This window comes from Limnohabitans sp. Jir72 (genome assembly GCF_003063575.1).
Taxonomy (GTDB): Bacteria; Pseudomonadota; Gammaproteobacteria; order Burkholderiales; family Burkholderiaceae_C; genus Limnohabitans_A.
Window position 1 is genome coordinate 249,483 of the sequence record NZ_NESC01000002.1, and the last position, 21,745, is coordinate 271,227.

A 21,745-nucleotide genomic window follows, 5' to 3' on the forward strand; every position below is an offset into this window, starting at 1 on the left:
CCCCATGGCACGCACCTCTGACAAAAGCCTGGCCGTGGCCGGGCTGCTGTTCAATGCCCTGGTCTGGGGTCTGTGCTGGTGGCCCTTCAAACAACTCGAAACCCAAGGACTGCACCCGCTGTGGGCCACGGCGCTGGTCTATGGCTTTGTCTTCCTGTCGATAGGCCTGTGGCTGGGGCTGCGGGGCAGCTTGGTCAGCTGGCACCAACACCCTGCACTGTGGCTGCTCTTGCTTGCATCGGGCCTGACCAATGTGGGCTTCAACTGGGCCGTCACGGTGGGCGATGTGGTGCGTGTGGTTTTGCTGTTTTACCTGATGCCCGCCTGGTCGGTGCTGGTGGCTTGGTGGCTTTTGGGTGAAAAGCCCAGCGGCATGGCCTTGCTGCGGCTGGTGCTGGCGCTGAGCGGTTTGTTCATCGTGCTCAAAACACCCGAAACGCCTTGGCCCGTACCTGAAAGCCTGGCCGATGTGCTGGCGTTGCTCAGCGGTTTGACCTTTGCCATCACCAACGCCTTGCTGCTCAAACTCAAAGACTCACCCAGCGCCTCGCGCACCTTGGCCATGTTTGGCGGCGGCGCCACCATGGCCGCCGTGGCTGCACTTCTGGGCATGGCGACCGGCGTGGTCCATGCAGGCGCAGCGCCCACCTGGGCCTGGCTGCCCTTCGTGGCTTTGCTGGGCACCTCCTTCCTGTTTGGCAACTTGGCCTTGCAATACGGCGCAGCACGCTTGGCAGCACACACCACGGCCTTGGTCATGTTGTCCGAAGTGCTGTTCGCCAGCGTGTCTTCCGTCATACTGGGCGCTTCAAGCTGGGAAGGCCGCACCTTGGTAGGCGGCTCGCTGATCCTGCTGGCGGCGGTGCTGTCGGTGGTCAGCCCCGGTTCACACGATTGAAGCAGGAGCGCCCCCATGAGCATTTATGACTTTGAAGCCCTCGGCATCGACGGCCAAGCCGTTCGCCTGAACCAATACCAAGGCCAGGTCATGCTGATCGTCAACACCGCCAGCGCCTGCGGCTTCACGCCCCAGTTCACCGGCCTCGAAAAACTGCACCAGCAGTTCGGCACACAAGGCCTGGCCGTGATCGGCTTTCCGTGCAACCAGTTCGCCAGCCAAGACCCGGGCGACGATGTACAAATTGCCAACTTCTGCCAGAAAAACTACGGCGTCAACTTTCAGATGATGAGCAAGGTCAAAGTCAACGGGGAGGACGCACACCCGCTGTACCAATGGCTCACCGCCGAGGCCCCCGGCATTTTGGGCAGCAAGGCCATCAAATGGAACTTCACCAAGTTCCTCGTCGGCAAGGACGGGCGTGTGGTCAAGCGCTACGCGCCGCAGGAAGCGCCTGAAAAAATCGCCAAAGACATCGAGGCTGCGCTGGCGGCTTGATCAAAACAATGCCGCCTGAATCGACGAGACCGGCTCGGGCAGGCCATCACACCGCCATCTGCATGCCTGGTCCCACATAGCTTTCACGCTGCAAGGTCGTTTGCAGCACCGCCTCGTAAAACGCCTGCGCACGCAGCACATCGCTCACCGGAATTTCAAACCAGTCAATCACTTTTTGCATATTGTCTTTCTCCCTGAAAGCACACAGACCATCTGTGCACAGGAAAAGACTTTGCCTGAGGGGTACTGACAACGTGGTGTCAGGAGGGTGGGTGTCCTGCAGCGTTCAATCCATTGAATTCAGCTTTGCTGCTTTGAACAATACAGCTTGCGGTAGTGCTGATGATTGAAATCCAATCGCTTGGAAGAATTTCTCGGACGTCCCTAGTGTCTTCACATACATGGGAGCATTTGGAAAGCGTTTTTCAATGGCTTGGAACATGTCTGTTCCAATGCCTTGGTTTTGATGTTCTGGGTGAACAACAACTTCACCAAACATCGTCGTGAACACACCATCAGAGAAAACCGAAACATACCCCACCAACACCCCATCGAGGTCACGTGCGCAAACTGTTTCGGTATATGCAGCAATCGATGTTTGAAGCGCATCCAACGCATTCACGCCCCAACCTACAGCTTCCAATAAATTCGCCAATTCTTGTGCATTGGGCCTCTCACAATTGATCTCGTAACTCACTCCATCCCCCTTTGACGTTGTTTGCTCAAGACAACCCCATCCAAATACTGCGCCAGCAGATCCATATCCGCATCGCGCACATGCAAATGCTTGAACACCGCTTTCCATTGCGCGACTTGTGTGGCGATTTCTGCCACGGTCTGCCGTGCCTGTGCATCCGTCAGACCAAACGCCCGCACTTCTGACAATGCGTTGGCGATGCTGCTCTCATGGCCCTGAGCACCCACACGCATTTGCTGATAGCCCAGACCTTGCGCAGAGGGCAACACATCGAAGGCGGGCGACAAGGCATAAAAGCCATCGTCGCCTCGCACCAGTGCATGGTTTTTTTCGTGGTCGTCGGTGTTGTCGATCAGGATGTTGAAGACCATGCGCCTGAACAACTCTTGCTGCTGTGCACGAACTTGCTCAGGGTGGCCCAAGCGTCGGATCAATTGCGCCAACTCGGGGTAGCCCATCGCTTCTCCCGCTGCACGCAAGGCCACATGGGCGGACAAGACATGTAGGCGCTGATCGCCTTGTCGGTCAAACCGTTTGATCGCCACCGCATGGCCTTGCGGCAAAGGCAACGCCAAGGTCTCGGCCGTGTGGATGCCGCAAGCACGCGCCAACTGCATGCTGGCATGTTCGATCAAAGGCGCGTCAAGCTCGCTGCCCTCTGAAAACTTGACCACCCAGGACAAGCCATCGATTTGCATCAAGGACTTGGGCCTGGCCCCGCCCATGCTGACGCCCGGCTGCAACAAGCGGCGCTGATGTTCAGTGACCGCCTCACCCGCCATGATGCGCTGCACCGCTTGATGCATGGCGGCCAAGCCCTCAAACGTGGGCATGGCCGCTGTGGGTGCGGGCACATATTTTTCAGCGTGCAATGAAACACCCAATGCGCCAAAGCGCTCATCGCCCGCAAAGTACAAATACTCCAGCAAAGACAAACGCGCAGGTCGCTCGATCAAGCGGATCACGCGCTCGCCCCACTGGTCAGGCCGGGCATCGTCCACGGCACCGGCTGCCGTATCGCGCATGTCAGGCATGTGCAAACCCGGCTGCAAGGGCAAGTCTTCGCTCAAGGCAAAGCCTAGCGGCGATGCGATCCATGCAGGGTCGTAACTCAATGCCACCTTGCGGCGCTGGTCTTGCAAGCTCAAGGTACCAATGCGTTGTGGTGACTTGGCATCGGCCAGCCACCACAAGCTCATGCTGTCCTGGGGTTCATAGCTCATGCGGGCTCCTCGGCTTTGCGCGACATGCGACGACCACGTTGACGCACCGCCTCAATGTCCTGCTCCAACGCGTTCAGATCTTGCGCAGGCGCGGCCACCTCAGGCAGAGCCGCATGTCGGCCCATGAGCCACAGCGCAGTGGCGTACACCCCCATGCCCACCGACGGATCGCCCTTTTCCATGCGAATGAGCGTAGGCACCGAAACCGCCATGCGGCTGGCCCATGCACGCAGACTTTCCTTGCGACGCTGTCGGGCCAGCGCCAGGTTTTCACCGAAATCCTTCAGCGCTTTGGCAGCGGATGCCGGCAGTTGGTCGTTGGCACTGGAAGGTTTTGGCATAACACAAACTTTAACAGAAGCTAAATTTTGTGTCTTTTTGTGTTTTATTTAGGAACGTTCTACATGTCTGCCGCATTTCCGCACGCAGCATATTTCAGGGGCGACACACCCGACATGGCGTGTATCCACGATTTATTGCTGCTTCTCGGGAGGTGAAATTGATCTCACTCGCAGCAACTACGCTGTGCATCTTGGTGCAACTGCTCCGATGAAAAATCCGGTTTTCACTCTCCGACGTTCCCCAATAACGATCGCTGTCCTTGTACGGCACTGACTCCACCACCACCGACTTCGCGCCACACTGAGAACACTTCAGACGCGGGGCAATGGCCTCAATTTCACCGACCGTCGGTCGACGCGCACCGGCCAAAATACCGGCATTGCGGAACGCCAGAAAAGCCGAAACCTTGTGATGACAAGCGGTGCAGTGAAGGAAGATCGCGATGTCAGGCATTCAGATCAGTGGAATCAATTGATGGCTGTACACGATTTTTCAGACAAGTCCATAGCCTGCGGCAACGATTGATGCCGAAATGAGCAAGCCCAGAAGAAAGGGGGACTTTGGGATGGCGATGACGCCAACGATGGATACAACAAGCAAGTAAACCCCAACCAGTTTGTAAAGCCCCATATCGCCAATTGCTGCTGCATGTACGGCCACTTGGCCTGCAAACATAAGAAGAGGGCCGAACATGACAAACCAAAAGGCCGTGCGTCTGACTTCGGGTGCACCGAACTGACCTACGCACCCCGCCTTCAGACCGCCCATCAATGGCGATCCAAACTTTACGAAGGCATAAACAATGTGCCCTATCCCCAGTGCGAAGAGCAGCCAAGCGAGTGCGATGTTCATGGTGGTGTAGTGATTGAATGTATGAAGGTTGAATGGCCGCTGTAGACCTGACGCATTCGATGTCGACGTTTATTTCTGCCTGAGCACAGCCACAGACAACCCAGAGGCCACAAACGCCACACCAGCCCCCACATTGAGCCCTGCCACGACGCGGGGTTTTTGACGGAGCCAAGTGGACAAACGCGATGAGAAAACCCCCATCAATGCAAAACCCCCCGCCGTTAAAAGTGCAAACCATCCGCCATAAACCAGCATCTGGGTGGTCACCGAGCCACGCTCAGGGCTGACGAACTGAGGGATAAACGCCAGTACAAACAAGCCTGGCTTGGGATTGAGTGCTGCTGACAAAAATCCGGTCGCAAATATGGTGGAGAGGGGTTGCTGTGCAGCGGGTGCAAAACTGATCAAGTTGCGTGAGCGCAAGACCTTGATTCCCAACCACAGCAAATAGGCGGCACCTGTCAGTTTGACCGCCCAAAACGCGAGGACCGAGGTTTGCATGAGCAGGGTCAAGCCAAATGTTGCGGCGGCAACGTGAAACAAAATGCCCGCCCCCGATGAGATACCCGAAACCATGGCCGCCTGCTTGCCCTGGCTGAGGCCGCGCCCAATGGCCAACAAGTTGTCCGGGCCTGGCGATAACACCAACAACAAACAAGCCGCGCTGTAGGCCAGCCAGATTTCGATGGGGAACATGAGAACTCCTCCTGAGCGCTTCGATACGCCGACTCCGCAAGCCATTGTATGGCTGCCAATGACTACTTAAATCGTATAAGCCATCATCAAGATCCCGGGTGCCGCAACACCCCATGCGCCAATGCGGGCGGCATTGTCGGCATAGGCCGGGTCGTCCTTGAACGCCCCGACGGTCACTCAAGGTTCCACCGTTTCCATGTGGATCAGTGTGGGCAACAACCTCAAAAAAAATCCGCTAAACCTTTTCAATGAAGACGATACGACACTCTTTCCGGAGATTTCTTTCTTGAAATTTCAACGCCACACGTTAAAATTTCAATGATGATTGACCGTCAAACCCTTTCTGTCTTGTCTGAACGCCTGCATGAAGCACCGGCTGTCGTGCTGCTCGGGCCACGGCAAGTGGGCAAAACCACCTTGGCCCTGACACTGGCCGAGCGGTGGCCAGCTGGCTCCACCTACCTGGATCTGGAGAGGCCTGCAGACCGTTTGCGGCTCCAAGATGCGGATGCATTTTTGCGCGCACAAGGCGGCAAGCTGATCATCCTGGACGAAATTCACCGCATGCCGGGCCTGTTTGAAGTGTTGCGCGGCATCATCGACGAGCGCCGCCGTGCAGGCCAACGCTTTGGGCATTTTTTGCTTTTGGGCTCGGCTTCGCTGGACCTGATGCAGCAAAGCAGCGAAACACTGGCCGGACGAGTGGCCTATCTGGACATTGGCCCCATCCATGCGCTGGAATGGCCCGCCACCGATCTGGACTCGCTGTGGCTGCGCGGCGGTTTTCCAGACAGCCTGCTGGCCGCCAGCGATGCGGCCAGCCTGCGCTGGCGTGAAGATTTTGTGCGCAGCTATTTGCAACGCGATGTGCCCATGTTTGCGCCGCGCCTACCCGCCGAAACCGTGGGCCGACTGTGGACCATGCTGGCCCATCAGCAAGGCGCCTTGCTCCAGCAAAGCCGCTTGGCCAGCGGACTGGGCGTGAGCAGTCCGGCGATTGAGCGCTACATCGATTTGCTTGTAGACCTGCAACTGGTGCGCCGCTTGCGCCCCTGGAGCGGCAACGTAGGTAAGCGCTTGGTCAAAGCCCCCAAGGTCTATGTGCGCGACAGCGGTTTAGTGCATGCCTTGCTGGGCGTGGGCAGTTTGCATGATCTGGCCGGGCACCCGGTGTGCGGTCCCAGCTACGAAGGCTTTTGCATCGATAACCTGATGGCTGCCGCTAACCCGCAATGCACGGCGTACAGCTACCGAACCCATGCAGGGGCCGAAATTGATCTGCTGATCGAGCGAGCAGGACAACCCTGGATGGCCATCGAAATCAAACGTTCGACAGCGCCCACCCTGAGCAAAGGCTTTGACATCGCCTGCGCCGACTTGAACATCGCGCAACGCTACGTGGTCTACCCCGGTGCAGAACGCTTTCCGATGCGCTACGGCACGCAGGCCATCGGCTTGGTAGAGCTGATGGGCGCACTCGCTGCAGGGTGAGGCTGGGCACTCTTCACGGGGGTGCTGCTCCACTCGAAGCCTGCCTTTACGCAAATTCAAACCAGTAGCAGACGTGATTCAACACTTCAATGCTTCGTTTTTAACCGTCGGCGGATGCGCGAAAGCGCTACATCGGTCAATCCCAGATAACTGGCAAGGCGGTGCTGCGGCACTCGATCTAACCAGCTCGGGGCCTCATGCAGAACTTGCAGGTAACGCTCGGTGGCGCTGAGCATCAGCCATTGATGTTCTCGTTGCGTCAGCCTTTGACGTTCAGCCATCAGGGCTTGCAGCATCCAATCGCCAACTCGCGGCTCCAACTCTTTGGCATCCTGAAGTTGTCCGCGGCTCAATACCAACATGCGACTGGGTACCTGCGCCTCGATACGCCAAGCATGTGGTGGCAAGCCCAATGGCGGTGCTAACCAATGGGCGGCCGAATGAAAATGGTGCACCCGCTCACGCCCTTGGGTGTCGGCAAACACGGTGGCCAACAAACCCGTTTCCACCTAGCAAACGGCCTCGCTGTCTGCTCCAATCCCCCAAACTTGGCCCGCAGCGAGCGAGATGCGAGGCAGGCCATTCCAATAAGCGCACATTCGCGCATCACCGCAAAGACTGGCCAATCAGCCCGGTTCGCAAACGGTGCACGGCGTAACTAAGGTGGGATTGATTTCCGGAGAGTTCATGAACCTGGGTTAATGCGCCTTGTGGCTTTATTACGCACAGTGACGACATCCAAACAGGAGTCAACGCATGGATTATGAGCCGACCGACACGCCCACCCGACACATCAAAAACGATTCGATTCACACGATTTTTTTGCCAGGTGGAACCTCGCCCATCTTTTGGGCCTGACCCTGTTGTTCCCCCTCGGGACGCTGATGCTTTCAATCTGGTCACCCACCACCACCACGGCCGCTTGGCTTGTAATCTGTCTTTTAGGCTTTGCAGTGGCCGAACGTCTGTGGCCATACCGCATCGACTGGCAACCCACACGCCGAGACATCAGCACAGATGGCTTACTCCTGATAACAGCCTCATTGGTGGATGGGCTCCTTAGACTTGGCGGTCTGTGGTTAACGCAATGGGCGACAGGTCAAGGTTACAGCCCGGGTTTGGCCAGCGCCTGGCCTTTGGCCTTGGCAGTGCCTGTGGCCATCGTTGTGGGCGAATTGGGGCCCTATACATTGCACCGCTGGGCGCACAAGCACCCTTGGGGATGGCGCTGGCACCAACTGCATCATGGCCCTGTGCAAGTCAATGTCAGTAACAGTGTGCGGGTTCACCCCGTGAATCTGACATGGAATATAGCTTCGCGTGGACTGCTGTGGTGGAGCTTGGGCTTGACACCTGAAACGCTCGCCTGGGCGACGCTTTTCATGATGTTGCAAAGTGTGGCGGTACATGCCAACGTGCGCGGACGCATTGGATTTTTGGCTTACTTGATTGGCAGTGCAGAGGCTCACCGCTGGCATCACAGCACTCAAGAAAACGAGGCTTTGAATTTCGGTACCACGGTGCCCCTTTGGGATCAGCTACTTGGTACATGGCACAACCCCACCGGTTTGGGTCCGAGCACGGTGGGACTGCATGCGTTGCCGAAATAATCTCCTAAATCAGAGTACCCATGCGAGTGAGGTGTTCCTGGTCATGTCATGACTGGAATGCATGAAGTTTGAATGGACACTCTGGGCCAAACGCATTCGATGCCGACATTTCAATCTAGGCAAGCGTTTGGACAAAGCCTCCACAGTCACCAAAGGCTTCTGGCAATCCCTGCAAGACGTGCAACCCGATAAAACCTACATCGTCGCCCCCGTGCAGCAGCGCTGGCCTTTCGCCGATGGGGGCGAGGTGATTGGCGTTGGCGACATTGTCAGGGTGCTGACCAGTTAATTCACTCCGCCGCTCAAAGCCTCATCCACCAACTCCACCCAATGCCGTACCGGCAGGCCGCTGCCGCTTTGCAGGTGGGTGATGCAGCCGATGTTGGCGCTGATCACACCTTGCGGCTCCAGCGCGTTCAGGTGGCCCAGCTTGCGGTCGCGCAGCTGCTTGGACAGTTCGGGGTTGAGGACGCTGTAGGTGCCGGCCGAGCCGCAGCACAGGTGCGATTCATTGGCCGTGACCTTGATCTGGAAACCCAAATCACCCAAATGCTTTTCGACGCCACCTTTGAGCTGCTGGCCGTGTTGCAGCGTGCAGGGCGGGTGGTAGGCCTGCAGGCCTGCGGCTTGCAGGGCTTCAGGTTTGAGCTTGTCTTTGAGCAAGGGCACCAACTCGGGCAGCAGCTCGCTCAGGTCGCGGGTCAGCGCACCGATGCGGGCGGCTTTGTCAGCGTAGACCGGGTCGTCTTTGAGCACATGGCCGTAGTCTTTGACCATGACGCCGCAGCCCGAGGCGTTCATCACAATGGCTTCGACTTCGCCGCTTTCAACCAGCGGCCACCAAGCGTCGATGTTGGCACGCATGTGGTCTTTGCCGCCGTCGTGGTCGTTCAGGTGGAACTTGAGCGCGCCGCAGCAACCGGCCTTGGGGGCGGTCACGGCTTGGATGCCTGCGGCGTCCAGCACTCGGGCGGTGGCGGTGTTGATGTTGGGGCTCATGCTCGGCTGCACGCAGCCGGCCAGCATCAGCACCTTGCGGGCGTGCTGCGCGGCGGGCCAGGCACCGGCGTCTTGCGGCGCGGGCACTTTGGCCTTCAGGCTGTCGGGCAGCAGGCCGCGCGCCATTTGGCCCATCTTCATGGCCGGGGCAAACAGGGGCGAAGGCAGACCTTCTTTGAGCGCCCAACGCACCAGCTTTTCGCCCACGGGTCGCTCGACTTTGGCATCCACCAGTTTGCGGCCGATGTCCACCAAGTGGCCGTATTGCACGCCGCTCGGGCAAGTGCTTTCGCAGTTGCGGCAGGTGAGGCACCGGTCCAAGTGTTGCTGGGTTTTGCGGGTGGGCGTTTGGCCTTCCAGCACCTGCTTCATCAGGTAGATGCGGCCACGCGGGCCGTCCAGCTCATCGCCCAACAGCTGGTACGTAGGACAAGTGGCGGTGCAAAAGCCGCAGTGCACGCACTTGCGCAGGATGGCTTCGGCCTCCAGGCCTTCGGGGGTATTTTGGTATTCGGGGGCGAGATTGGTTTGCATGAGGGTTCGTGCCGATCTCAGAGGGGGTGCATGCGACCGGTGGCGAACACGCCTTTCGGGTCGAACTGTTGTTGCAGCTGTCGTTGGATGCGCTCTTGCACGGCGTCCAGCGGGGTGTTCACACCGGCGATTTTGTCGACCTCGGCATGGGTGGCGCTGGCACGGAACAGGCTGGCGTGACCGCCCACCGATTGCGCCAACTCGCGCAGCGGCACCGCCGCCGAGGCCGGGGCCCACAACCAGCGCTGCGCGCCCTGCCACTCGACATATTCAGCAGGATGGTCCAGACCGGGCAAGTCCAGCACAGGCGCGGTTTGCGGCAGCGACAAGCGCCAAAGGCAAGCATCGGGCGCGGGTGCCTCAAAAAATGGCAAAGTCTGCTCACCACTTGCACGCCAATCGGCTGCGGCTTGGGCCTTGTCCATCACGGTCACCTGGGCACCCAAGGCGGCGGCATCGGCCGTCATGCGCGTCGTGGCCGACTGCACCGCCGCCACGGCGCCGCGCAGGCGCACAAACAAAACATCGGCCACGGGCTGGGCGGTGGTGTCGCGCACCCAGGCACTGGCGTTCAGTGGCAGGGGCTGACCGCCCCAGCGGTGCAACAAATCAAGGGCCGTTTTTTGCGGCAGACCCGCGCACATGAGCGTGGCCTCGGCCGGGGCCACGGGCAAAACCTTGAGGCTGACTTCGGTGATCAAGCCCAGCGTGCCCCAACTGCCCACCATCAAGCGGCTGACGTCGTAACCGGCCACGTTTTTCATGACCTGACCGCCGAAAGTGAGGTGCTCACCCAGACCGTTGATGAAGCGTGCACCCAAGACATAGTCGCGCACAGCGCCAGCGGTGGCGCGGGCCGGGCCGCTCAGGCCTGCGGCCAACATGCCGCCGACGGTGGCACCCTCGCCAAAGTGTGGCGGCTCAAACGCCAGGCACTGGCCCTTCTCGGCCAATGCGGCTTCCAGCTCGGCCAGCGGCGTGCCGCAGCGCACCGTGGCCACCAATTCGCTGGGCTCGTGGCTGACGATGCCCCGGTAAGCGCGGGTGTCCAGCACATCGCCCGTGAGGCTTTGGCCCCAGAAATCTTTGCTGCCACCGCCGCGCAAGCGCAGCACGCGGCCATCCGCACCCGCCTGGCGCACGGCGTCGATGAGGGAATTGAGTTGAGCTTCCATGGGCCAAGATGGTAACCCCCCGCCCTATGGCGCGAGTGTGAAGATTTTTAACGAGGGGGTTGTGGGAAATTGCGCAGTGGGCGCTTGTCTGAGTGTTCTCCGGCTGCGCGTTGACAGCATGCCAAAAGACACGTCGGCTTCAGTAGAAGCAAGAACGATTGCAACTTAAAAGGGTTTATCCCGAATCGTTCTTTTCATAAAATTTGTATGATGACCTGATCAATTCAGTGGGCAGGTCATCATGAAAACAGTCGGTTTGATCGGTTTGGGGGCCATGGGCTCAGGCATGGCCGCTTCGCTTCGGCGTGCAGGGCACTCGGTACACGTCTTTGACGTGCGGCGCGATGTGGCCAAAACCTTTGCCCAAGAGGGCGGCACGGCGCACGACACCCTGGCCTCTTTGGGCGCGGCGTGCGACGTGGTCGTCTCGGTCGTGGTCAATGCCGCGCAGACCGAGAGCGTGCTGTTTGGCGATGGCACCACCCCGGGCAACATGACGGGTTGCGCCGCCAGCATGAAACCCGGCAGCGTGTTTGTGATGTGCTCCACCGTGGACCCGAACTGGTCGGTGGCTTTGGAATCGCGCTTGGAGGCCATGGGTCTGCGCTATGTGGATGCGCCCATCTCGGGCGGTGCGGCCAAAGCGGCATCCGGCCAGATGACCATGATGACCGCGGGCAAGCCCGAGGCTTATGCGCTGGCCGAGCCCTTCTTGAACGCCATGGCCGCCAAGGTCTACAAGCTGGGCGACAGCGCAGGCGCGGGCAGCAAGGTCAAGATCATCAACCAGCTGCTGGCGGGTGTGCACATTGCGGCCGCTGCCGAAGCCATGGCCCTAGGCCTGCGCGAGGGTGTGGACCCGGCCGCCCTGTACGAGGTGATCACCAACAGCGCGGGCAACAGCTGGATGTTTGAAAACCGCATGGCCCATGTGCTGGCGGCCGACTACACACCGCTGTCGGCCGTGGACATTTTTGTGAAGGATTTGGGCATCGTGCTCGACATGGCGCGTGCCAGCAAATTCCCGCTGCCGCTGTCGAGCACCGCGCACCAGATGTTCATGCAAGCCAGCACAGCGGGTTTTGCCAAGGAAGACGACAGCGCGGTGATCAAGATTTTCCCGGGCATCGAGTTGCCCAAAGCACCGGGCTGATCCCCTGTGTAGGAGCCCACCCCGTGGGCGATGGGCGTGGAACACGCCCTCAAAAACCATCGCCCACAGGGTGGGCTCCTACAAAATGCAATCGCCAGCAACAAGAGATTTGACATGAGCACTTTGAAATTGGGTTTGAAACTCGGATGCATTGCCGACGACTTCACGGGCGCCACGGACCTGGCCAACAACCTGGTGCGCTCGGGCATGCGGGTGGTGCAGACCATTGGCGTTCCTACAGCGCCGCTGGCCGCCGATGTTCATGCCGTGGTGGTGGCGCTCAAGTCGCGCACCATTCCGGCTGCCGAGGCCATTGCGCAGTCGCTCGAGGCTTTGAAGTGGTTGCAAGCGCAAGGTGCAGAGCAGATCTATTTCAAATACTGCTCGACCTTTGACAGCACATCCGAAGGCAACATCGGCCCGGTGACCGAGGCGCTGATGGATGCGCTGGGCACAGACTTCACCATCGCCACCCCCGCCTTTCCGGACAACGGCCGCACCGTGTTCAAGGGTTACCTGTTCGCGGGCAACGTGCTGCTCAACGAAAGCGGCATGCAAAACCACCCGCTCACACCCATGACAGACGCGAACCTGGTGCGCGTGATGCAGGCGCAAACCCAGCGCAAGGTCGGACTGATCGACTACAAAACCGTGGCCCAAGGTGAGGCGGCCATCCGCGAACGCATCGCCGCGCTGCGCGCCGAAGGTGTTGGCGTGGCGGTGGTGGACGCCACCAGCAACGACGATCTGCACCTTCTGGGGCCTGCCTTGAAGGACATGCCGCTGCTCACCGCCGGTTCGGGCGTGGCCATTGGGCTGCCGGCCAACTTTGGCCTGAAGCCTTCGCTGCAAGCCAGCCAATTGCCGGCGGCCAGTGGCTTGCAGGCGGTGGTGTCGGGCAGCTGCTCGCTGGCCACCAACGCGCAAGTCGCGCACTTCAAAAACACCGGCCGACCTGCGATGGCCATTGACCCCGCCAACTTGATGAACGGCCAAAGCGACGCCGTGGTGCAGCAGGTGCTGGCCTGGGCCGCGCCGCTCTTGCGGGACGGCCCGGTGCTGGTCTATTCCACCGCCGAGCCCGAGGCCGTCAAAGCCGTGCAGGCGCAGCTGGGCGTGGCCGAGGCGGGCGCTTTGGTGGAACATGCCTTGGCGTCTGTGGCCCGTGGCCTGGTGAGCCTGGGTGTGCGGCAGTTGGTGGTGGCTGGGGGCGAAACCTCGGGCGCTTGTGTGCAGGCGCTGGCCATTGCGCAGCTGCAAATCGGCCCGCAAATCGACCCGGGCGTGCCGTGGTGCCATGCGCCCTCTGGCGACGGGAAGGGTGTGCACATCACCCTCAAATCGGGCAACTTCGGCACCGAAGACTTTTTCAGCAAGGCGTTTGACACATTGCATTGACCTGTAGGAGCCGCACCCTGTGCGCGATTCAGTCGCTTGCGGCGCACAAACAATCGCGCACAGGGTGCGCTCCTACAATGAATCCTCTATTTCCGGAGCCCGCAAATGAATGAATCCCAAGCCCGCGAAGAGATCTGCCGCGTGGGCCGCAGCCTGTTTGAGCGGGGCTATGTGCACGCCACGGCAGGCAACATCAGCGTGCGACTGGACGATGGTTTTTTGATCACGCCCACCGACGCATGCTTGGGCTTTCTGGACCCTGTGCGTCTGGCCAAGCTGGACCTGCAAGGTGAGCAAATCAGCGGTGACAAAGGCAGCAAAACCATCGCCTTGCACCGCCAAATTTACGCCGCAGCTTGCGAGAGTGATGCCGACACCCGCTGCGTGATCCACACCCACAGCACGCACTGCGTGGCGCTCAGCCTGAATGCCCACGGGCCAGAATTGCTGGCGCCGATCACGCCTTACTTTGTGATGAAAGTCGGCCATGTGCCGCTGTTGCGTTACCACCGCCCGGGAAGCCCGGATGCAGCCAAGGAAGTGGCAGCCCTGATCCGCAGCCATGCCGCGCAAGACACACCGATCCGCGCCGTGATGCTGCCGCGCCTGGGACCCAATGTTTGGCACGATACGCCAGCAGCGGCCATGGCCACGCTCGAAGAGCTGGAAGAAACCGCACGGCTGATGCTGCTGCAACCCCACACCCCGCCGCTGAAAGCCAGCGATCTGGACGAGTTGCGCCAGATTTTTGGGGCGAGGTGGTGAGCGAGACTGAATCGCCACGCATCGCTCGCGATGACAAAACACACCGTTCGTGATGACCCCACATACACATTGAAAGAAAACCCATGCCCCGTTTTGCCGCCAACCTCTCGATGATGTACCCCGACCTGCCGTTTCTGGACCGCTTTGAAGCGGCAGCCAAAGATGGCTTCAAGGCGGTGGAGTATTTGTTTCCGTATGCCTTCCCGGCCGCCGAGTTGACGGCGCGGCTGAAAGCCAATGGCTTGCAGCAAGTGCTCTTCAACACGCCTGCCGGGGGCACCGACACCGACAGCTTCAACGCCGCCTGGACCCAAGGCAGCCGGGGCACGGCCAGTGTCCCGGGCCGGGAGGCGGAGTTCCGTGCGGGTTTTGAAGCCGCTTTGGTCTATGCCCAAGCACTGGACTGCCCACGCATCCACACCATGGTGGGCTTGCGTGCCGATGGCGCATCGGTGGAGGCAGCCGACAACACCTTGATCGGCAACTTGAAATGGGCCGCAACCCTGGCTGCACAAGACGGTCGCGATGTGCTGATCGAGCCGATCAACACGCGCAGCGTGCCGGGTTTTCACCTCAACCGCCAAGACCACGCGCACCGCATTGCGCATGCGGTGGGTGCAGAAAACGTGAAAGTGCAAATGGACCTGTTCCATTGCCAAATCGTGGAAGGCGACCTGAGCACCAAAATTGCGCATTACCTGCCCACGGGCCGTGTGGGTCATTTCCAGATTGCCGAAGTGCCGCAGCGCCACGAGCCGGGCACCGGCGAGTTGAACTGGACGCACATCTTCCAGACCATCGACAAGGTGAGTACCGAATGCGGCTGGGACGGCTGGATCGGCTGCGAGTACAACCCGGCGGACGCCACGGCCGGTGGGACCTCGCGGGGCTTGGCTTGGGCGCGCCCCTACTTGTGAGCGCAGGCGGTCAGGCGACACGCTGGTGATGTGGGCGCTTGTTCTGCCAGCGAATGGCTGCAGACCTTCAACGCAGTATCGCCAGCAGGGCTGACTGACGCCACCGTGGATGGGTACGCCACCACAAGGCGGCTGCTTGCCACGCGGCCAAGGCCCCCAGCACAGCCAATGCCGACTGCACCGCCAGCGGGCCGTGCCAAGGGCTGGCCATCCCCACCCCCACCAGCAGCACCGGCCCCATCAGCAACGCCATGCCGCGACTGGCGCGAGGCCGCATGAGGGCGCCACCGACGGGTGAGCGGTGGCGGTTGCAATGCACCGCCCAACCCAGCGAAGGCAGCAGCATGGCCAGCACACTGCTCACGGCGCTGTTGCCCAGCCCCATGAGCGCGCCCAAGCACAGCAAAGCCAAGCTGGCATAAGTCAATTGTTCTGACGACAAGCCCCCCGCCCACTCAGGCAAACGGTTTAGCCCGTGAAGCACAAGCCCGACCAGCGTCGGCAAGCCAGCCATCAAGGCCAGATGCACGGCCACCATCTGCCCAGTGGACCAGCCCAGCCCCGCGCACCAGACATTGCCCAGCCACAAAGTACCCATCATCAAGCCCATGGCCGACGGGGTCAGGCAGGTGTGAAGTCCGGCGCGCTGGCCGCGGCATGCCGAGACACGTCCGCTGCCGTGCCGATCTCGTGCATACACAAGCGCGGCGCACAGCGCCAGCAAGAGGCTGACGCCCCATGGGGCTGCAGTGTCGCTGCCCGGCATGCGCCAAGCGCCACTCACCAACCCGGCAGCCACCAAGGGGTGCCAGGCCACGCGGCCCATTTGAAAAGTACTGACCCGGGTGCGTGTTTCGATCAAGGCACTCCACAGGCCCCACACCGCCGCCAGCACCAGCAAGCCCGCGTGGGCCGCAGCCGGGCGGGCTAAGAGCCCAGGCAGCCACACGCCGCAAGCGGTCAGCACACCACACACGCCCATCACGGACGAGGCAGTTTGAAAAGCCCAGCCACTGCCCCGGCAGACGATGCGCGCAGCCCACCACACAGCCACCGCCAACACGCCGCTGGCCATCGACCAGCCCAGGCGCATGCCCTGCTCGCCCAGCCACAACCAGCCCAGCAGCAACACCGCCCATTGCGCGACCTCGCCTGCATGCGCCAGCCATGCGTCGCTGGGGTCAGTGCGGGTTGCTGCATCAGACATGGGCATACCCGTGCAACTGGTCCGAGCCGCCTGCAGCATGCACGCTCACATTAAAAGACACGATCACCCGGTCGGCGCTGCCGTGGTAGGGCATGGCCTGGTGCGCCAGCCACGAGGGGAACACCACCAGCTGGCCGGGCACAGGCTCAATGTCAAGGTGCGCGTTTTGCAAATAGGCGTTGCCAAAGTCCATGGCCGCGCCGCCCAGACGGTTGAAGTGCGGGCCATAAAACCGCGTCACGCCGTTGGCCGCTGCCAGCACCGGGTGCTGGCAGCGCTGCTCGGGCGGGTCGACCTGCAGGCAATACACCCCTGACCACGAACAGTTGCCGTGCGTGTGCACATCGTGGTGGCTGCCCTGGCTGGAGATTTGGAACCAGATGCCGCGCAGCGCGATCTGAAAGCCCGGTTTGGCCTCGGGCCAGGCGCCTTGGTTGGCCAGCACCACGGTCTGGCGCACGCTGTCCACGATGAAGCGCACCAGCTGCTCCCACTCGGCCAAGCGAATGCGTTGCAGCAAATCGTCGCGGCTGGCGTAGAAAGCTTTGGGCTCACCCGACACGGCCGGGTCGGTGGCACGCAGGGTCTGAAACACCCGCACCAGCACGGCGTTGACGGCCTCGGCTTGCGCAAAACGGTGCACGCCGATGGGCGTGTGCCACAACTGGTGGAGTGGGTCGGGCTGGAGCATGGTGCGCTGTGGATCAGATCGTGCAGATCAGGCCGTGATCATCAGATCAGCCGGCCACTTGAGCCGGTGACCGGTGCGTGCGGCCAGCGCTTCGATGTCTTCCAGCGTGTCGACATCGGTGCGGTAACGGGTGTTGGTCGTGGCCCAGGGATGGACTTGTTCAGGGTTGGCCGACTGCCATTGGCGGCAACCCACGTTGGCCGCGCCCGCCAGAATTTGGTCACGCACTTCGGCGCTGAACATGACCGGGTTGCCCGGCAGGCCATCGACCGTGGGCTGCACCACTTGCGCGCCCTCAGGCCGCTTTTTGTAGGCCCCGATCAGGTCGTTGATGTCTTGCGAATTGATCAGCGGCTGGTCGGCCAGCGCCACCAGCACCGCGTCGAGCTTGGGCGACAGGGCTTGCAGCCCCAAACGCAGCGAAGAAATCTGACCGGCGTCCGGGTCGGGGTTGCGCACCAGCGTGACCGGGAACTCTTTCACCGCCTCTTCGATGCGGTCAGCGTAGTGGCCCAAAACCACCACCACTTCGTCCACCCCCGCGCCCGACAGCGCGATCAACTGACGGCGAATGAGGGGCACGCCACCCAACTCCAGCAGGCTTTTGGGCCGGTGCCCCATGCGCGAGCCCGAGCCCGCCGCCAACAACACCGCGCCCACGGTGACGCGGCTGTACAAGCCCCCACCGCCTTTGAGAATGCAACCCATATTCAGCCTCCGCAGCAAGAAGATTTGGCCGATGCTGCCACAGGGGTCAGCGCGGCTTTCGGCTCGGCAGTCAAGGCCGGGACGGCGACAGCGTCGGACGCTGTGGCTGCGGCCTTTTTGGCCCCACCGCAGCAACTGCTGGCAGCTGCCACCGGCGCGACGGTTTGGGTGCTTGTGGCCTCCTTGGGATCGGTGGCCGCAGTGGTCGAACAGCAAGACGACGAAATAGCCGCAGATGCGGCAACCGATGACGGCGCTGCAGACGACGTGCAAGAAGCCATGGACGTTGTCAAGGCTACCTGAGCGGTAGACGCCACAGGCTCACGCCCACGCCGCGCCGCCACCACCGAGGTCAGCACGGACAGGGCAATTTCTTCAGGCGTCTGCGCGCCAATGACTGCGCCGGCCGGGGCCACGATGCGGGCCACAGCGGCAGGATCTTCACCGCTGGCGACCAAACTCTCGAGCAACACACCCGCCTTGCGCGCACTGGCTACAAACCACAGGCCCTGCGGCTGCAAGGCCAACGCGGCTTTGAGACCCTGTACATCGCGGCGGCCTTGTGTGGCCACCACCACAAAGGGCGATGCCAAACGGGCGCTCACTTGCGATACGTCGTCGCTGTCCAGCACGGTGTCGGCATCGGGAAAATCTGCAGCCCGAGCGCCGTGCGCCACCACCGCCACCCGCAAGCCCACACGCGGGGCCAGGCCGACCAGCGCACGCGCCACGGGCGAGTCACCCACCACCGTCAAGGTGGCGCTGGGCATGACCGGGTCGATGAACAATTCCAGCGTGCCGCCCGAGTGGCAAGCCATGCCGAATTCGAGCACATCGCCCAAATCGCGCTCTGCGCTTTCATCCGATGGGGCGATGCGGATCTTGCGCGGCTGGCCGTCCAGCAAAGCGCGGCGCACTGTCTTGATAACCGCCGGTTGGGCGCAGCCGCCGCCAATCCAGCCGTGGATTTGACCGTCGGCTGTGACGACCGCTTTGTCGCCCGCTTTGCCCGAGGTGGGGGCTTGGGCGCTCAAGACCGTGACCAAGGCAAAGGGCTGGTCTGCGCTTTGCAGGCGTGCGGCTTGGGTGATCCATTCGTTGCGGTTCATGGGGAACTCCTTCAAAGCTCAAATTCAATGCAAAACGTGTCGGGCAGCGGCCAGATCGGCCAGGCTGGCCAGCGGCACAAAACGCTCGATGCGGTTGCGGGCACGCTGCAAGGCACCCGCTGCGGGCACCTGGCGCGTGGGGTGAAACCAGGTGATGCGGGCACCGCGTGCACGCACTTCCTGCAAAGCTGCATCCAGCAGCTCGGGCCCGTCGGTGTCAAAGCCGTCCGAAAACACCCACACGCGTGCGCCCCGGTTGAGCTGGGCGCGGGCATGCTGGCGGGCAAATTCTTGCAAGCTGGCGGCGATGCGGGTGCCGCCGCCAAAGCCTGCCGTCACGGCGTTGACCTTTTCCTGAATGGCGGGCGTGTCGCGGTGCATGTAGGGCGTGACTTCGGCCAGGCGGGTGTGGAACACAAACACGCGGGCATCGGCCTCTAAAGCAAAAGCACGGGCCACGCGCAAAAACAACGCGGCGTGTGATTCCATCGAGCGGCTCACATCGGCCAGGATGAACAGGCGCGGCGGCTCGACGCGTTTGACTTTCCAGGCCGGTTGCATCAGCTCGCCCCCCCAGGCCACGCTGCGGCGCAAGGTCTGGCGCAAAGCCAGCCGTGGCCCACGCGGGGCCACGCGCCAGCGGCGGGTGGGGCGCGCTTGCAGTTGGTCGGTGATCTGGCGCGCCAGCTGTTGCAAGGCGCTCAGCTCTTGCGGCATCCACATCTGGCCATCGCGCTGGTGCAGGGCTTCGGTGCGGCTCGCACCCCCTTGGGCGCGGGGGGTGCCGCTGCCCTGTTCGTCATGCGGACTCGATGCCGAGTCGCCTGCGGTTTGGGGCGCGGCATTCTGGCCGGGTTGGCTGGCGGGCTGTTGGGCCGCGTCCATTTGGTCGTGCATCGCCTGCACGCTTTGGCGCAGGTTGCGGCTGGGCCGGGTCTGGCCGCTGACTTTGACGCCACCGCGCAGTTTTTCGGGGTGCCAAAAACGCTCGTACACATCGGGCCACAGCTGCCATTCGCGGTGGCTGTGGCAGGCAATGGCGCGCCAGGCGGCTTGCAAAGGTTTTTCCTGCAGGGGTCCAAAGTACAGGGCTGCTTGCAGCATGGCCTGCTGTTCGGCCACGCCCACCGTGAGGCCGTGGTCGCGCAACAGCGCGGCAAAACCCGCCAGACGCTCAGACGGCGCGGTGGCCTGCGCTGGGGTGGTCGGTGCGGCCAGGTCGTGGGTCATACAAACGCATTCATTGACGCAGGAGGCGACCCTGTGGACGGTGGTTTCGCGGGTGTGTGCCACGCCCAATCGCCCACGGGGTGGGCTCCTACAGGGGGATGGGGCCGGGTGCTCATGCTGCGGCCTTGGCCTGCAGGGTGTTTGTGCGCCGCAGACATGCTGTTGCCCCTGCCTTGGTAGGAGCCCACCCCTGTGGGCGATGGTTTCGTGGGTGTGTGCCACACCCAATCGCCCACGGGGTGGGCTCCTGCAGGGGGATGGGGCCGGGTGCTCATGCTGCGGCTTTGGCCTGCAAAGTGTTTGTGCGCCGCAGACATGCTGTTGCCCCTGCCTTGGTAGGAGCCCACCCCTGTGGGCGATGGTTTCGTGGGTGTGTGCCACACCCAATCGCCCACGGGGTGGGCTCCTACAAGGGGATGATGGGGCCGGGTGCTCATGCTGCGGCCTTGGCCTGCAGGGTGTTTGTGCGCCGCAGACATGCTGTTGCCCCTGCCTTGGTAGGAGCCCACCCTTGTGGGCGATGTTTTCGTGGGCGTGTGCCACGCCCAATCGCCCACGGGGTGGGCTCCTACAGGGGGATGGGGCCGGGTGCTCATGCTGCGGCTTTGGCCTGCTCGGTGCTGTTTTCGGCCACGCCCACGGTGCGGCGGCCTTCAACCAATTGGCGAAGGCGGTCGGGGCCCATCACAAAGCGGTCTTCGCGGGTCTTGAGCAGGCAGCCCAAAGTGCCCAGCACCGCCGACATGTCTTCGGGCAGGCTGTTGTGGCGCATCTGAAAGAGGGCGTTCACCCAGTCCAGGGTTTCGGCGATGCCAGGGATCTTGGCCAGGTCTTCGCGGCGCAGGCGCTGCACGAACTGCACAGCGTCTTCGACCAAGCGGGTATCGACCTCGGGCAGAGCGGCTTTGACGATGGCGATCTCTCGCGCCAGCGTCGGGTAATCGAGGTAGTGGTAAAGGCAGCGGCGGCGCAGCGCGTCCGACAACTCACGCGTGCCGTTGCTGGTCAAGATGACCTGCGGGATGTGCGTGGCGCGGATGGTGCCGATCTCGGGCACGGTGATCTGGTATTCGGCCAGCACTTCGAGCAAGAAGGCTTCAAAGGCTTCGTCGGCGCGGTCGATCTCGTCGATCAGCAGCACACAAGGGCCTGACTGGCTGATGGCGCGGAGCAGGGGGCGCTCCAGCAGGTAGTCGCGGCTGAACACATCGGACTCGCGCACACGGCCAGCGCTGTCTTTGTCGGCTTCGCTCATCCTGATCGCCATCAGCTGGCGGCCGTAGTTCCACTCGTAAGCGGCTTGCGCCAGGTCCAGACCTTCAAAGCATTGCAGGCGCACCAGGATCGCGTTTTGGGATTGCGCCAAGGCCGTGGCCAAGGCGGTTTTGCCCACGCCCGCGTCGCCCTCGAGCAACAACGGACGCTGCAAAGCCGACGCCAGCCACACGGTGGTGGCCAGGTCGGCATCGGCCAGATAACCCGCACGCTGCAGCCGCTCGCGCAGCAAGCGCTCCTGCGCTGCGGGCTGTCCGGGCTGGTCTGGCGTCGTCAT

The 21,745-nt window shown here is 61.8% G+C and carries 25 protein-coding genes; 9 read left to right on the top strand and 16 right to left on the bottom strand.

Going from position 1 to position 21,745, the window contains the following annotated elements; genetic code table 11:
• Positions 1 to 4: 4 nt before the first annotated feature.
• Positions 5 to 898, top strand: coding sequence for a DMT family transporter (locus B9Z52_RS04215; protein WP_108412587.1), 894 nt, complete (start codon positions 5 to 7; stop codon positions 896 to 898).
• A 15-nt stretch (positions 899 to 913) separates the two neighbouring features.
• On the top strand, positions 914 to 1,396 hold the full coding sequence (locus B9Z52_RS04220) for a glutathione peroxidase (protein WP_108412588.1): 483 nt from the start codon (positions 914 to 916) through the stop codon (positions 1,394 to 1,396).
• A gap of 46 nt (positions 1,397 to 1,442) precedes the next feature.
• Here the strand turns inward: B9Z52_RS04220 and B9Z52_RS18190 are convergent, their stop codons facing one another.
• From B9Z52_RS18190 to B9Z52_RS04255, 7 genes are all read right to left on the bottom strand, one after another.
• Positions 1,443 to 1,577 (bottom strand): hypothetical protein, encoded by a 135-nt coding sequence (locus B9Z52_RS18190; protein ID WP_255417788.1) that lies wholly within the window; start codon positions 1,575 to 1,577, stop codon positions 1,443 to 1,445.
• A gap of 105 nt (positions 1,578 to 1,682) precedes the next feature.
• Positions 1,683 to 2,093 carry a GNAT family N-acetyltransferase gene (locus B9Z52_RS04230; protein ID WP_158270508.1) on the bottom strand — a complete coding sequence of 137 codons (411 nt, stop codon included), beginning with the start codon at positions 2,091 to 2,093 and terminating at the stop codon, positions 1,683 to 1,685.
• Positions 2,090 to 3,316 (bottom strand): type II toxin-antitoxin system HipA family toxin, encoded by a 1,227-nt coding sequence (locus B9Z52_RS04235; protein WP_108412590.1) that lies wholly within the window; start codon positions 3,314 to 3,316, stop codon positions 2,090 to 2,092. Before B9Z52_RS04235 ends, B9Z52_RS04230 begins: the two co-directional genes overlap by 4 nt.
• Positions 3,313 to 3,657, bottom strand: a complete 345-nt coding sequence (locus B9Z52_RS04240; protein ID WP_108412591.1) for a DNA-binding protein — start codon at positions 3,655 to 3,657, stop codon at positions 3,313 to 3,315. Before B9Z52_RS04240 ends, B9Z52_RS04235 begins: the two co-directional genes overlap by 4 nt.
• A gap of 94 nt (positions 3,658 to 3,751) precedes the next feature.
• On the bottom strand, positions 3,752 to 4,111 hold the full coding sequence (locus B9Z52_RS04245) for an Ada metal-binding domain-containing protein (RefSeq protein ID WP_108412592.1): 360 nt from the start codon (positions 4,109 to 4,111) through the stop codon (positions 3,752 to 3,754).
• Between the two features lie 39 nt (positions 4,112 to 4,150).
• A complete protein-coding gene (locus B9Z52_RS04250) occupies positions 4,151 to 4,510 on the bottom strand; it encodes a DUF6463 family protein (protein ID WP_108412593.1) in 360 nt (119 codons plus the stop codon).
• A 69-nt stretch (positions 4,511 to 4,579) separates the two neighbouring features.
• Entirely contained in the window at positions 4,580 to 5,206 is a 627-nt protein-coding gene (locus B9Z52_RS04255) for a LysE family translocator (RefSeq protein ID WP_108412594.1), read from the bottom strand.
• Positions 5,207 to 5,524: 318 nt separating this feature from the next.
• Here B9Z52_RS04255 and B9Z52_RS04260 point away from each other — a divergent pair, with 318 nt between their 5' ends.
• Positions 5,525 to 6,697 (top strand): ATP-binding protein, encoded by a 1,173-nt coding sequence (locus B9Z52_RS04260; RefSeq protein ID WP_108412595.1) that lies wholly within the window; start codon positions 5,525 to 5,527, stop codon positions 6,695 to 6,697.
• An 86-nt stretch (positions 6,698 to 6,783) separates the two neighbouring features.
• Here the strand turns inward: B9Z52_RS04260 and B9Z52_RS04265 are convergent, their stop codons facing one another.
• Entirely contained in the window at positions 6,784 to 7,194 is a 411-nt protein-coding gene (locus B9Z52_RS04265) for a Crp/Fnr family transcriptional regulator (protein WP_146182781.1), read from the bottom strand.
• A gap of 387 nt (positions 7,195 to 7,581) precedes the next feature.
• On the opposite strand from B9Z52_RS04265, the gene B9Z52_RS04270 reads away from it, so the two are divergent.
• Complete coding sequence (locus B9Z52_RS04270; protein ID WP_233251815.1) at positions 7,582 to 8,307, top strand: sterol desaturase family protein; 726 nt, start codon at positions 7,582 to 7,584, stop codon at positions 8,305 to 8,307.
• A gap of 61 nt (positions 8,308 to 8,368) precedes the next feature.
• On the top strand, positions 8,369 to 8,596 hold the full coding sequence (locus B9Z52_RS17575) for a hypothetical protein (RefSeq protein ID WP_146182782.1): 228 nt from the start codon (positions 8,369 to 8,371) through the stop codon (positions 8,594 to 8,596).
• On the opposite strand, the gene glcF is transcribed toward B9Z52_RS17575, so the two are convergent.
• Together glcF and glcE are read right to left on the bottom strand one after the other, a co-directional pair.
• Complete coding sequence (gene glcF / locus B9Z52_RS04275; protein WP_108412598.1) at positions 8,593 to 9,840, bottom strand: glycolate oxidase subunit GlcF; 1,248 nt, start codon at positions 9,838 to 9,840, stop codon at positions 8,593 to 8,595. The genes B9Z52_RS17575 and glcF overlap by 4 nt on opposite strands.
• Before the next feature lie 17 nt (positions 9,841 to 9,857).
• The gene (glcE, locus tag B9Z52_RS04280) at positions 9,858 to 11,015 is read right to left on the bottom strand and encodes a glycolate oxidase subunit GlcE (protein WP_108412599.1); all 1,158 of its coding nucleotides are present in this window, start codon (positions 11,013 to 11,015) and stop codon (positions 9,858 to 9,860) included.
• A 241-nt stretch (positions 11,016 to 11,256) separates the two neighbouring features.
• Here glcE and ltnD point away from each other — a divergent pair, with 241 nt between their 5' ends.
• The 4 genes from ltnD to otnI all read left to right on the top strand — a co-directional run bounded on the left by ltnD (position 11,257) and on the right by otnI (position 15,248).
• Positions 11,257 to 12,168, top strand: a complete 912-nt coding sequence (ltnD, locus tag B9Z52_RS04285; RefSeq protein ID WP_108412600.1) for an L-threonate dehydrogenase — start codon at positions 11,257 to 11,259, stop codon at positions 12,166 to 12,168.
• A gap of 114 nt (positions 12,169 to 12,282) precedes the next feature.
• Entirely contained in the window at positions 12,283 to 13,566 is a 1,284-nt protein-coding gene (gene otnK / locus B9Z52_RS04290; RefSeq protein ID WP_199222031.1) for a 3-oxo-tetronate kinase, read from the top strand.
• A 105-nt stretch (positions 13,567 to 13,671) separates the two neighbouring features.
• Positions 13,672 to 14,331, top strand: coding sequence for an aldolase (locus B9Z52_RS04295; protein WP_108412601.1), 660 nt, complete (start codon positions 13,672 to 13,674; stop codon positions 14,329 to 14,331).
• Positions 14,332 to 14,414: 83 nt separating this feature from the next.
• The gene (otnI, locus tag B9Z52_RS04300) at positions 14,415 to 15,248 is read left to right on the top strand and encodes a 2-oxo-tetronate isomerase (protein ID WP_108412602.1); all 834 of its coding nucleotides are present in this window, start codon (positions 14,415 to 14,417) and stop codon (positions 15,246 to 15,248) included.
• A gap of 67 nt (positions 15,249 to 15,315) precedes the next feature.
• Here otnI and B9Z52_RS04305 read toward each other — a convergent pair whose 3' ends face one another.
• The 6 genes from B9Z52_RS04305 to B9Z52_RS04330 form a co-directional block, all read right to left on the bottom strand.
• Positions 15,316 to 16,455 carry a hypothetical protein gene (locus B9Z52_RS04305; RefSeq protein ID WP_146182783.1) on the bottom strand — a complete coding sequence of 380 codons (1,140 nt, stop codon included), beginning with the start codon at positions 16,453 to 16,455 and terminating at the stop codon, positions 15,316 to 15,318.
• On the bottom strand, positions 16,448 to 17,146 hold the full coding sequence (locus B9Z52_RS04310; protein WP_108412604.1) for a TIGR02466 family protein: 699 nt from the start codon (positions 17,144 to 17,146) through the stop codon (positions 16,448 to 16,450). Before B9Z52_RS04310 ends, B9Z52_RS04305 begins: the two co-directional genes overlap by 8 nt.
• Before the next feature lie 27 nt (positions 17,147 to 17,173).
• A complete protein-coding gene (locus B9Z52_RS04315; RefSeq protein ID WP_108412605.1) occupies positions 17,174 to 17,854 on the bottom strand; it encodes an NTP transferase domain-containing protein in 681 nt (226 codons plus the stop codon).
• A 2-nt stretch (positions 17,855 to 17,856) separates the two neighbouring features.
• Positions 17,857 to 18,963, bottom strand: a complete 1,107-nt coding sequence (locus B9Z52_RS04320) for an XdhC family protein (protein WP_108412606.1) — start codon at positions 18,961 to 18,963, stop codon at positions 17,857 to 17,859.
• 24 nt (positions 18,964 to 18,987) lie between these two features.
• Positions 18,988 to 20,193, bottom strand: coding sequence for a VWA domain-containing protein (locus B9Z52_RS04325; protein WP_108412607.1), 1,206 nt, complete (start codon positions 20,191 to 20,193; stop codon positions 18,988 to 18,990).
• A gap of 592 nt (positions 20,194 to 20,785) precedes the next feature.
• Positions 20,786 to 21,745, bottom strand: a complete 960-nt coding sequence (locus B9Z52_RS04330; protein WP_108412608.1) for a MoxR family ATPase — start codon at positions 21,743 to 21,745, stop codon at positions 20,786 to 20,788.